Genomic DNA, 12,001 nt, shown 5'->3' on the forward strand with positions numbered 1-12,001 from the left:
CTTACAGAGCTGTTACCGGGATTTGAACCCGGGACCTCTTCCTTACCAAGGAAGTGCTCTACCACTGAGCTATAACAGCGAAAAAAGAGAGCGGAAGACGGGGCTCAAACCCGCGACCCTCAGCTTGGAAGGCTAATGCTCTATCAACTGAGCTACTTCCGCATTTGCCAAAGTTTTCACTCTGTCTTCTTTGTGGGCAAAGATGGATTCGAACCACCGAAGGCGTAAGCCAGCAGATTTACAGTCTGCCCCATTTGGCCACTCTGGTATTTGCCCTTTATACGAAACCCAAACATTGAAATAGATAATAAAACTCCCGATTCCACTTATTTAGGTTCTTCTTTTTCTTGAGCCTCTTGTCGGATTCGAACCAACGACCCCGAGATTACAAATCACGTGCTCTGGCCAACTGAGCTAAAGAGGCGTTTTTACTTAAAAAATGCAACCGTCACGTCCTAACGCGAGCGAAACGGCTGCAAATTTAGTTATTTATTTCTTTCCCGCAAAATATTTGCGATATTTTTATTTATTTCGTTGCTTTTCCTTGTATTTAACCAACTGTTTTTCCAATGCTTCCACACACAAGTCGACTGCTTCCTCAAAAGTATCGCATATTTTACTTGCATGAAAATCATTATTCGGAACCAGCACCGTAATGCCGGCTTCTTTATTCTCCGCAGTTTCTGGTTTAACTACCTTTAATGACACCTCCACTTTCTTTATATCTTCGTAATATTTTTCCAACTTAGACACTTTCTTCTGAATGAAAGCCTGCAATTGTTCCGTTGCATCAAAGTGAATCGATTGAATTCTAATTTCCATACTTACCTCCTTTTTTAGGCTCGTGGATGAGCTTGTTTATACACTTTTTTAAGTTCTTCAAAAGTGGTATGCGTATAAATCTCCGTAGTCGCCAGACTACTGTGACCCAAAAGCTCTTTCACCGCACCCAACTCCGCATCATTATTCAGCATCGTTGTGGCAAAAGTATGTCTCAACACGTGAGGACTACGCTTTTTAAGCGTTACCACCTTCGAAAGGTTCCGTTTCACTAAATTATAGACCAGATTCTTATAAAGCCGCTCACCATTCTCTCTTACAAAAAAGGCATCCGACCTTCCGGAAATCATTTCGTTTCTTATATCAACATACTCAAGCATCGTCTCTTTCAACTCATCGCCAAAAGGTATCAAACGCTGCTTATTCCTCTTCCCCGTTACTTTCAGAAGAGAAGCAGAGAAATCCACATCCTTATCATCCAGACCGATCAACTCAGAGAGACGCATGCCCGTAGCATAAAACATCTCAATAATCAGACGATCCCGACAACCTTTAAACCCTTCACCAAAATCTGTATCATCCAGCAATTTATTCATTTCACTCTCTTTCAAGAAAGAGGGAAGTGGCTTTTTATTTTTCGGTCCTGTTATTTTACGCAATGGATCGACGCTCACCTCTCCCTGTCTGAGAAGATATTTATAAAATGACCGGAGAGAACTTAGCTTACGGTTTACCGAAGTTGAAGTATACCCCTGATCCATCAGTGAAACAATCCACTCACGAACCAGTTCTGGCTTCACCTCCGCCGGATCAAACTTCTCCATCCTTTCCTGAGCAAACTCCCGCAACTGCGAAATATCCTCGCCGTAAGCCAGTACGGTTTTCTCAGAATAATTCCGCTCGTACCGGAGATAATCAAGAAAAGAATCTGTTAACATAATATCGCTACATCTATAATTCTGCAACGAATGTATGAAAAGAATTCAATAATTCAAAGGAAATTACGAATTATTAATCTTCTACTTGCTGAAGTTTTTGCACGTAAACTGCACGTTCTTTCTTAAGTCTTTTAGTTACAGACGGTTTATCAAACTGTTGTCTGCTTCTCAACTCTTTAACGATGCCAGTTTTTTCAAATTTTCTCTTAAACTTCTTCAGCGCTTTTTCAATGTTTTCGCCTTCTTTTACAGGTACTACAATCATTTTGTTATTATTAAATATGTTATGGTTTAAAATTTCCGCAGTCAAATTGCGCCGCAAAATTACACATACTTTCTTTATTCACAAAACTTTCGGCAATTATTTCTCAAAATCAATGCAAAAGGTACAGAAAGTAGTTATCTTTGGAGAGTATAACGATATAATATATATAATGTATGAAACAGTCAATCAGTGAACGGATACATGCATTACGCATGTGGTTTAAACCCAACATTCAAGCATTCATCATTCCCAGCACAGATCCTCACCTCAGCGAATACGTAGCACCACACTGGAAATCAAGAGAGTGGATATCAGGATTTACCGGCTCGGCAGGTACGGTAGTGATTACTGAAAAAAAAGCCGGACTTTGGACTGACTCAAGATATTTTCTACAGGCAGCAGAGCAATTGCAGGGAAGCGGTATCGATCTATACAAAGAGATGTTACCGGAAACTCCAAGTATCACAAAATTCCTTTCCGACGAGCTACAGCCGGGCGAATCCGTAGGTATCGATGGAAAAATGTTCTCTGTTGAACAAGTAGAAAGTATGCAAGCGGAACTTTCAGCAAAGAACATTCAGATTGTGTTCTGTCCCGACCCCATGGACGAGCTTTGGGAAAACCGACCGCCCATGCCGGAGTCTCCCGCTTTTGTATACGATATCAAATACGCCGGCAAAAGTTGCTCTGAAAAGATTGCAGCCATTCGTACAGAGTTGAAAAAGAAAAGCGCAGAAAGCGTGATGCTGTCAGCTTTAGACGAAATAGCCTGGACTTTGAATCTGCGTGGCAATGATGTACATTGCAATCCGGTAGTAGTGAGCTATCTGCTTATAACAGAAAAAAAAGCAGTATTATTCATTGCACCGGAGAAAGTGACAGAAGGGGTACGGAACTATTTAGAAGAGCAACAGATAGAGATACAAAACTATTCAGATACAGAGATTTACTTATCTGATCTCAATAGTTCAAGTATCTTAATGAATCCTGCAAAAACCAACTATTCTGTTTTCTCTTCGGTAAATCCCCGATGCCGGATTATACGGGGAGAAGCGCCGGTAGCTCTATTGAAAGCCATACGTAACGACCAAGAAATCAAAGGCATTCATGCAGCCATGCAACGTGATGGCGTAGCATTAGTCAAGTTTCTGAGATGGCTGGAGTCGGCTGTTCCCTCCGGAACAGAAACAGAATTAAGCATTGACCGTAAATTGCACGCATTTCGTGCGACACAAGATTTATATGCAGGCGAAAGCTTCGATACCATCGCAGGCTACAAAGAACATGGAGCTATTGTACACTATTCGGCAACCGAGGAAAGCAACGCAACATTGCACCCGAAAGGTTTTCTTCTCCTCGACTCAGGAGCTCAATACCTGGATGGTACTACGGACATTACACGTACCATTGCGTTAGGTGAACTGACTACAGAAGAAAAAACAGATTATACATTGGTTCTGAAAGGACATATCGCACTGGCGATGGCCGTATTCCCTTCAGGTACCAGAGGGGCACAGCTGGATGTCCTCGCACGCATGCCGTTATGGAGTCATAAAATGAACTTCCTACATGGTACAGGTCATGGTGTAGGTCATTTCTTAAGTGTACACGAAGGACCGCAAAGCATTCGCATGAACGAAAACCCCATTGTATTGCAACCCGGAATGGTCACCTCAAATGAACCGGGAGTGTACAAAGGCGGTAGTCATGGAATCCGTACGGAAAACCTGACACTGGTATGCAGCGCCGGTGAAGGCCTGTTCGGTGAATACCTGAAGTTCGAAACAATTACGCTCTGCCCTATCTGCAAGAAGGGAATCATCAAAGAGTTATTAACTGCCGATGAGGTCGACTGGTTGAATAATTACCACCAGCAGGTATACGAAAAGCTGTCTCCCAAGCTGAACGAAGAAGAAAAGGCATGGCTGAAAGAAGCTACAGCAGCAATCTGACAAATCGGAAAAATAGCTCAGTCCTTACTGGCTGCAAAATAGTTATTTATGCAAGTCAGCGGCTGAATTTGAAATAAGTATAAAACAACAATCTATGGCTTTAATAAAATCAGTAAGAGGTTTTACTCCCGAATTTGGAGAAAACTGTTTTCTGGCCGATAACGCCACCATCATCGGCGATGTAAAAATGGGACAGAATTGTAGCATTTGGTTCAGCACCGTGTTGAGAGGAGATGTAAACTCGATCCGCATGGGTGATGGAGTGAACATACAGGACGGAAGTGTCTTACACACTCTTTACGAAAAATCAACCATCGAAATAGGTAACTATGTATCGGTAGGGCACAATGTGACAATCCATGGTGCAACAGTAAAGGACTATGCTTTGATCGGCATGGGATCGACCTTGCTCGATCATGCAGTCATTGGCGAAGGCGCAATCGTTGCCGCAGGCTCACTTGTACTGAGCAATACCATCATCGAACCGGGAAGTATTTGGGGAGGTGTACCGGCCAAGTTCATAAAGAAGGTAGATCCGGAACAAGCTAAAGAACTGAACCAGAAAATAGCTCACAACTACCTGATGTATTCTGACTGGTATAAATAATTCCACCTCTACATAATATACAAAATAGAGGGTGTTCAAAACTCGTATTCACCACAGGCTGCACGGATTTACACAGATAAATATTATCGGTTATCAGCAGATTAAAAATCGTTTTGTGTAAATCTGTGTAATCTGTAGTGAGTTATGAAACACCCTCTATTTTATTTATCTCCTTTCGAACAGGAAACTTAAAAGTTTATCATATGCAGTACTTTCTCCGTTGCTCCGGAATTACCAATGACATAATTACCGGCATTCGTGCCGGTCTTCTTCAGGAATGCTTCATCGGTTAAAAGTCTGTCGAGCAATATTTTCAGTTCATTGTAATCCTTAATGGAATAGGCTCCCCCGGCTTCGATCAGTTGCATAGCTTCCATAAATTTCTGGTATTTGGGTCCGAAAATTACCGGAATGCCATATACAGCCGCTTCAAGCGTATTGTGAATCCCGACTCCAAAACCACCACCGATATAAGCAATTTCCCCATAACGATAGATCGAAGAGAGCAAACCGAAACAATCGATTATCAAGCAGTCCGCCTTCCGGACATTCTTTTCATCTGCACGGGTATAGCGTACAGAAGGACGTTTCAATTTACCTATAATCTCTACCAGATGATTTTCATCGATTACGTGAGGAGCTATAATCAACTTCATCTCAGGGTGACTATTAAAATATTCGATGAAAAGATCTTCGTCCGGCCCCCATGAACTTCCTGCCACAAAAGTAAATGCACCGTTTTTAAACTGCTCCACCAACGGCAACTCTTTTGCCTGCTCCCGAATCTGCAGGACGCGGTCGAAGCGGGTATCTCCCACTACCGTTACCCTTGTGATACCGATCTTGGCAAGAAAACGCTTTGAAGCCTCATTCTGCACAAACAGATGATCAAAATCTTTCAGTACATTTCGATAAGTCCCTCCGTACCATTTGAAAAAAATCTGATCTTTGCGGAAAATAGACGAAACACTGTAAACGGGAATACGACGTTTGTGCAATTCGTCCAGATAGTTCTTCCAGAATTCATATTTAATGAAGAAAGCCATACAAGGATTCACGATATCCAGAAACTTCTTCACATTACGAGGTTTATCAAACGGCAAATAGCAAACAATATCTGCTCCTCTATAGTTCTTCCGGACTTCATATCCCGAAGGAGAAAAGAACGTTTGCAGTATTTTATAATCGGGATATCGCTCCCGTATACTCTCAATTAAAGGACGTCCCTGCTCAAACTCCCCCAGAGAAGCGGCGTGAAACCAAATGTAACGCTCGTCTTTCTCTACCTGTTGGCGAAGAAGATCGTACACCACCCAGTGCCCCTTCATCATCTTCCGGGGTTTGCGACTGAATGGTGCAGCCAAATGCACCAGAAGGTCGTAAATTCCTATTGCCAGATCGTAAAACATACCTCCGGATCCTTATTTCAAAACCTCTACGGCACGTTTCATGCGAGCCAATGTTTCTTCTTTTCCCAACACCCAGGAAATATCGAACATATGAGGACCTTTGCCCTCACCTACCAGTGTCAGGCGGAAAGCATTCATAATATTACCTGTATGATACCCCTTCTCGGCAATCCAGTCCATTACTATTTTTTCTTGACCTTCAATGCTGAAATCTTCAATTCCGGCCAATACCTCCGCCAGTTCGGTCATACATTTAGCCGAATCCTCTTTCCAGCGTTTCTTAACCGTCTTTTCGTCATATTCCGTCGGAGCCACAAAGAAGAAACTGCATACCTCCCATAGTTCTTTAACAAAGCTGACACGGTCTTTCATCATACCAACCACCGTCACCACTTTTTCGAAAGGAGCTTCTACTCCATGCTCTTTCAGCACCGGTACAAACAGCTCGGCTATCTCTTTGTCAGATTTCTGCTGAATGTAAGTATGATTGAACCAGATACCTTTTTTATAATCAAATTTTGCACCCGACTTGCTGCAACGATGCAGGTCGAACAGACGGATCAGCTCGTCCATAGACATCACTTCCTGGTCGTTACCCGGATTCCATCCCAGCAGAGCAAGGAAATTGATAACAGCCTCGGGCAGATAACCTGATTCACGATAACCGGAAGAAATCTCACCGCTCTTCGGGTCATGCCACTCAAGAGGGAATACAGGGAATCCCAAACGATCACCGTCACGTTTACTCAGTTTTCCATTGCCTTCCGGTTTCAGCAGCAAAGGCAAGTGGGCAAAAGCCGGCATAGTATCTTCCCAGCCGAATGCACGATACAGCAGCACGTGCAGCGGAGCGGAAGGCAGCCACTCTTCACCACGAATCACGTGTGACACCTCCATTAAATGGTCATCTACGATATTGGCCAGGTGATAAGTAGGCAGTTCGTCGGCCGATTTATATAAAACTTTATCATCAAGGATAGACGAATTGATAACCACTTCGCCACGAATCAAGTCGTTCACATGGATATCCTCGTTCGGTTCTATTTTGAAACGTACCACATATTGTTTTCCGTCAGCGATCAGCGCTTCCACTTCTTCTTTCGGGAGCGTCAACGAATTGCGCATTCCCACACGGGTAGATGCATCATACTGGAAATTAGCTATTTCAGCACGCTTGGCATCCAGTTCTTCCGGAGTATCGAAAGCGATGTAGGCCTTTCCGTTATCAAGTAACACTTGTACATACTTCTTGTATATTTCACGACGTTCCGACTGGCGGTACGGTCCGTATTCTCCTCCGAAGCTTACACCTTCATCAAACTGTATTCCTAACCATTTGAAAGACTCCAGAATATATTCTTCCGCACCCGGAACGAAACGGTTGGAATCCGTATCCTCGATACGGAAAATCAAATCTCCCCCATGCTGGCGGGCAAACAGATAATTATACAAAGCGGTACGCACACCACCTATATGCAATGCTCCTGTTGGGCTCGGAGCAAAACGAACTCTTACTTTTCTTTCTGCCATAATTTGCGTTAGTATAGGTAAATCGTGGCAAAATTAAACCTTTTTTTCCACACTATTGTTTTTTTTTGTACTTTTCGCAAAAAATTCAAGGGTTATGGAACACTGGAAGAAGAAAAATAGTTTCTCATACAAAGATTTGTTATATAAAGCGCTGATTTTCGTCGGTACTGTGGCGTTCATTGTTTACTTCCTGCCCCGTGACGGGAAGTTTAACTATCAGTTTGACATTAACAAACCATGGAAGTATGGCCAGTTAATGGCAACTTTCGATTTTCCGATCTACAAAGACGAAGCGGTAGTAAAACGGGAACAAGACAGTCTTCTGGCTTCTTTCCAGCCTTATTTTGAACTGGACAAAGAAGTGGAGAAGAGTGCCCTTGCCAAACTGAAAGAGAATTATCATGCCCATCTGAAAGGCATATTGCCTTCGACGGACTACATCCGATACATCGAGAGAGGCCTGAAAGCCATCTATCAATCGGGAGTCGTATCGACAGAAGAGATGCGGACCCTCCTCCACGACAGCATCTCTTCTGTCATGGTGATTGAAGATAAGTTGGCCAACCAACGGACGACCGACGGCATCTATACCGTAAAGAGAGCCTACGAGAATCTTATATCGGGTGATACCGCCCATTATAACAGAGACATCCTGCGGCAATGTGCACTCAACGACTACATTACCCCCAATCTCATTTACGATTCTGTGCGTACGGAGACAGCCCGGAAAGAATTGCTCGACAACTACTCCTGGGCAAACGGAGTAGTACAAAGCGGCCAGAAAATCATTGACCGTGGAGAGATAGTCAACAAACAAACCTATAACATCCTGGAATCTTTGCGCAAGGAATCTATCAAGCGAAGCGAATCCATCGGACAGAAGCGACTGATCTTGGGCGGACAAATCTTGTTTGTCGGCATATTGATACTCTGCTTTATGCTTTACCTGGAACTGTTCCGCAAAGATTATTATGAACGCAAAGGCAGCTTATCGTTGCTCTTCGCCCTGATCGTGTTCTATTGTGTCATCACGGCGCTTATGGTGACAAACAATATATTCAATGTGTACATCCTACCCTATGCCATGCTCCCGATTATTATCCGGGTCTTCCTCGATTCGCGTACGGCATTCCTGACACATGTCATCACCATACTGATCTGCTCCATCACCCTGAGGTATCCCCACGAATTTATCCTGACACAAATAGCCGCCGGCCTGGTAGCTATCTTCAGCTTGAGAGAACTGTCACAACGTTCGCAGTTGTTCCGCACGGCCCTTCTGGTCATACTGACGTATGCAGCTATCTATTTCGCTTTTGAGCTGATCAGTGAAAACGATCTTTCGAAGCTGAACGTAAGTATGTATATCTACTTCATTATTAACGGTGTACTATTGCTTTTCGCTTATCCTCTGCTATTCCTGCTTGAGAAGACTTTTGGCTTCACGTCGAATGTTACGCTTGTAGAATTATCGAACATCAATAATGATCTGTTGAGAAGAATGTCCGAAACTGTTCCGGGTACCTTCCAACACTCCATGCAAGTGGCCAATCTGGCTGCTGAAGCTGCGATACGTATCGGAGCCAAAAGCCAGTTGGTACGTACCGGAGCATTGTATCATGACATCGGCAAAATGGAAAATCCGGCTTTCTTTACCGAAAACCAGTCCGGAGTGAACCCCCATAAGAATTTAAGTTATGAACAGAGTGCCCAAGTGGTTATCAGCCATGTGACGGACGGATTAAAACTGGCCGACAAGCATAATCTGCCTAAAGTGATCAAGGACTTTATCAGTACTCACCACGGGCGCGGAAAGACCAAGTTCTTCTACATATCCTGGAAAAACGAACATCCGGGCGAAGAACCGAACGAAGAAGTTTTCACGTATCCGGGTCCCAATCCGTTCTCGAAAGAGACAGCCATACTGATGATGGCAGACTCCGTAGAAGCCGCCTCACGCAGCTTGCCGGAGTATACCGAAGAGAGCATCAGTAATCTGGTAGATAAGATTATCGATTCGCAAGTACAAGAGGGGTATTTCAAAGAATGCCCGATCACATTCAAAGACATCGCGACGATAAAAGCTGTATTCAAAGAAAAACTGAAAACGATTTATCACACACGCATCAGCTATCCTGAGTTAAAGAAGTAAGGAGTCCGGCACAAGCATCCTCAAGTATGTCGAGCACGTATTCAAAGCCCTCCGCACCTCCATAATAAGGGTCGGGCACGTGATCGGCGGGGATGCGGGTGCAGTATTCCGTCATCCGGTGGATCTTTTTCCACTCTGCCGGAGAGGGTGCTTTCTCCTTCAGATCGTCCATGTTCCGATCATCCATACCGATTATAAGATCGAAGTTGTAAAAATCTTCCGTACGGACAGGACGCGAACGATGTACCAGTTCATATCCTCTGCGGGCGGCATGGGCACGCATACGGCTATCGGGCAGTTCCCCCTGGTGATAAGCCAATATACCGGCTGAATCAATCACAAACTCTTTTTCCAGGCCGGCTTCTTTAATCAGATGAAGCATCACGCCTTCTGCCGTAGAAGAGCGGCAAATGTTGCCGAGGCAAACAAAAAGTATTTTCTTTTTCATGCTTTCTTACTTTTGAAATATAAAGATATAAAAATCCGCATGCAACAACGTGCCGCATGGATCTCCCAGCTACGCGTTTCTGCATGCGGTATCATATAAGTACAGTCAATAATTCTACAACGAATTCAGTATTTTGTTCGCCTTATTCACTGTTTCGGCAGCCGGAACTTCAGGGAAGTCTCTCAAGTTAAATGTGGAGAGCATTTTTTCCAGCTTCTTAAATCCGGTCTTGTTTTTCTTATCCGTAAATTCCTTGCGAAGGATCGTTATCTTTTCGTGAGCCTGAACACCCTCGATCAATTTTTCGAAACGAATGGAAGAGCGTGCTCCCGGATAAACCAGATAAGTGTCTCCACCGGCCCAGGCCTCAAAACGTGAATCGAGCAGCGGCTCTTTCGGCCAACTATTATAAGCCCAACGCAGATAGCCGTCAAGATGATCTTTGGCAGAATAATAACTCATCCAGGCAGCCTCGGCAGGATCGGAGAAGGTAAAGGTATTCGGGAAAGCTTCCGTACAGCACGTATAATAGGTAGTAGGAAGATTGTTTTGTGCACGACGTGCCAATACCTCCGCCGGATAAGAAGCTCCGATAGGAATACAATAGTCGTAGATATCCGCTTCCAGTTCTTTGTGGAAGTTACCCGCCAGCGATACTTTAAACTCAGGATCGGCTTTGCGGATCACCTGCAATGTTTTCTGCATAACCTCCATCGGGCGTTCGTCCATGGCAATGGTACAAATATCGAACCAACCTTTCTCACGTAAATGTTTAGAGAATGACTTCAACATAGCCACCCACATCTCTTCGTAAGCTTTTTCGCCCGGAGCGGTTTTCACATACTGCATACTGTTTGTAGCCTGATCGAAATATTGGAAAGACAACTTCCACGGAACCATCGAGTAGCAATTGATCTGCTTGTCGATGCCCACGCTCATCATCATCTCTACCCACTTGTCGAACACATCATAATCGAAAGCCCAAGTGCCGTTCACTTTCTTTGTCCAGGTGACCATCGATTCAAAGTAGTCATAAGTCTGTCCGTTCCAAGGTTTATGCATGATGGAAGCCGTAATAATCTTCTGTCCGGCATCCGCCAGCATCTTCATCACAGGACGCATGGCATCTATGTGTGCCTGACTCCAGAGCGGAACCTGATAATAACGTGCCACGGCAAACGGACTCTGCCACAAATCGAGGTGGAAAGCCCACTGAGACGGGGCAGGCAACACGCGTGAAGAGACTTTGATATCCATCTTCAAGGTAGACAGACGGTTATCTCCGTCTTTCACCTCGACCGTACCACGATAGACTCCCGGTGACACAGTCTGGGGAACCTGGCAATTGATCCAGATGGCCTGAGTGCTTTTAGCTTCCATAGGCATCGAAGTCAGCAAGTGGTCAATCGGATCGGCAACCAACAGAGAGTCGTAAATGGAGTGATCGGGACGATAACCACAGCCGCCACGTCCGTCTTTATTCAATTCGTCGGTCATCACATAGCGGACAAAACCTCCGCTGAATGCATCGGCCGGAAGTACATCTCCCTTGGAGTTTTTAAATTCGGAGAGAGAATAGTTCAATCCTTTCAGGTCGGTACCGGTCCAGACAACAGCCTGCGCATGGAGTTTCTCACCGCGCCATCCCTCCAGCGTAATGCTTTTCTGCGACTGGATCACAGGTACGGCATGTTTCGCATACCGGGTATCGGTATTTCCCCATTGTACCTGAGGGGCTTTGACTGCCGCCCATTCTTTTTCGGAAGGAGCAACCGGATCGGGCAATTCTTTATAAGACTGGATGGGGAACGGGGCCTGTCCGGTCGGTGTTCCACATTGTGTCACTCCTTGCTGGGCAAGAAGCGGGCCTGTACTAACCAGGCAAGAAAGCAAAAGTGTCGTGATTCGCTTCATGGTTTC

General features: G+C 44.5%; 10 protein-coding genes and 4 tRNA genes. 3 read left to right on the top strand and 11 right to left on the bottom strand.

The window, feature by feature from the left end; all coding sequences use genetic code 11:
- Nucleotides 1–7: 7 nt before the first annotated feature.
- From BF9343_RS19515 to rpsU, 7 genes are all read right to left on the bottom strand, one after another.
- Nucleotides 8–79 (bottom strand) — tRNA-Thr (locus tag BF9343_RS19515).
- 10 nt (nucleotides 80–89) lie between these two features.
- Nucleotides 90–162: transfer RNA gene (locus tag BF9343_RS19520), tRNA-Gly, on the bottom strand.
- A gap of 31 nt (nucleotides 163–193) precedes the next feature.
- A tRNA-Tyr gene (locus BF9343_RS19525) sits at nucleotides 194–276 on the bottom strand.
- 74 nt (nucleotides 277–350) lie between these two features.
- Nucleotides 351–424, bottom strand: a tRNA-Thr gene (locus BF9343_RS19530).
- A gap of 98 nt (nucleotides 425–522) precedes the next feature.
- On the bottom strand, nucleotides 523–822 hold the full coding sequence (gene hpf / locus BF9343_RS19535; protein ID WP_005782154.1) for a ribosome hibernation-promoting factor, HPF/YfiA family: 300 nt from the start codon (nucleotides 820–822) through the stop codon (nucleotides 523–525).
- Between the two features lie 14 nt (nucleotides 823–836).
- Nucleotides 837–1,718, bottom strand: coding sequence for a tyrosine recombinase XerC (gene xerC / locus BF9343_RS19540; RefSeq protein WP_005804122.1), 882 nt, complete (start codon nucleotides 1,716–1,718; stop codon nucleotides 837–839).
- Nucleotides 1,719–1,791: 73 nt separating this feature from the next.
- On the bottom strand, nucleotides 1,792–1,983 hold the full coding sequence (rpsU, locus tag BF9343_RS19545) for a 30S ribosomal protein S21 (protein WP_005782152.1): 192 nt from the start codon (nucleotides 1,981–1,983) through the stop codon (nucleotides 1,792–1,794).
- Between the two features lie 173 nt (nucleotides 1,984–2,156).
- Between rpsU and BF9343_RS19550 the strand changes: the two genes are divergently transcribed.
- Both BF9343_RS19550 and BF9343_RS19555 read left to right on the top strand, forming a co-directional pair.
- On the top strand, nucleotides 2,157–3,935 hold the full coding sequence (locus BF9343_RS19550) for an aminopeptidase P family protein (RefSeq protein WP_010993671.1): 1,779 nt from the start codon (nucleotides 2,157–2,159) through the stop codon (nucleotides 3,933–3,935).
- Nucleotides 3,936–4,029: 94 nt separating this feature from the next.
- Complete coding sequence (locus tag BF9343_RS19555; RefSeq protein ID WP_005791506.1) at nucleotides 4,030–4,542, top strand: gamma carbonic anhydrase family protein; 513 nt, start codon at nucleotides 4,030–4,032, stop codon at nucleotides 4,540–4,542.
- Nucleotides 4,543–4,730: 188 nt separating this feature from the next.
- On the opposite strand, the gene BF9343_RS19560 is transcribed toward BF9343_RS19555, so the two are convergent.
- Together BF9343_RS19560 and gltX are read right to left on the bottom strand one after the other, a co-directional pair.
- Nucleotides 4,731–5,951: a 3-deoxy-D-manno-octulosonic acid transferase gene (locus BF9343_RS19560; RefSeq protein ID WP_008661421.1), complete on the bottom strand. Its 1,221-nt coding sequence runs from the start codon at nucleotides 5,949–5,951 to the stop codon at nucleotides 4,731–4,733.
- A gap of 12 nt (nucleotides 5,952–5,963) precedes the next feature.
- On the bottom strand, nucleotides 5,964–7,481 hold the full coding sequence (gltX, locus tag BF9343_RS19565) for a glutamate--tRNA ligase (protein ID WP_005791502.1): 1,518 nt from the start codon (nucleotides 7,479–7,481) through the stop codon (nucleotides 5,964–5,966).
- Between the two features lie 94 nt (nucleotides 7,482–7,575).
- On the opposite strand from gltX, the gene BF9343_RS19570 reads away from it, so the two are divergent.
- A complete protein-coding gene (locus BF9343_RS19570; protein ID WP_005791499.1) occupies nucleotides 7,576–9,633 on the top strand; it encodes an HD family phosphohydrolase in 2,058 nt (685 codons plus the stop codon).
- Here the strand turns inward: BF9343_RS19570 and BF9343_RS19575 are convergent.
- Both BF9343_RS19575 and BF9343_RS19580 read right to left on the bottom strand, forming a co-directional pair.
- Nucleotides 9,608–10,081 (bottom strand): low molecular weight protein-tyrosine-phosphatase, encoded by a 474-nt coding sequence (locus BF9343_RS19575; RefSeq protein ID WP_005791496.1) that lies wholly within the window; start codon nucleotides 10,079–10,081, stop codon nucleotides 9,608–9,610. The two genes, BF9343_RS19570 and BF9343_RS19575, sit on opposite strands and share 26 nt — an antisense overlap.
- 114 nt (nucleotides 10,082–10,195) lie before the next feature.
- A complete protein-coding gene (locus BF9343_RS19580) occupies nucleotides 10,196–11,995 on the bottom strand; it encodes a DUF4091 domain-containing protein (protein WP_010993672.1) in 1,800 nt (599 codons plus the stop codon).
- Nucleotides 11,996–12,001 lie beyond the last annotated feature (6 nt).

Origin of the sequence: Bacteroides fragilis NCTC 9343 (assembly GCF_000025985.1) — a bacterium.
Lineage (GTDB): Bacteria > Bacteroidota > Bacteroidia > Bacteroidales > Bacteroidaceae > Bacteroides > Bacteroides fragilis.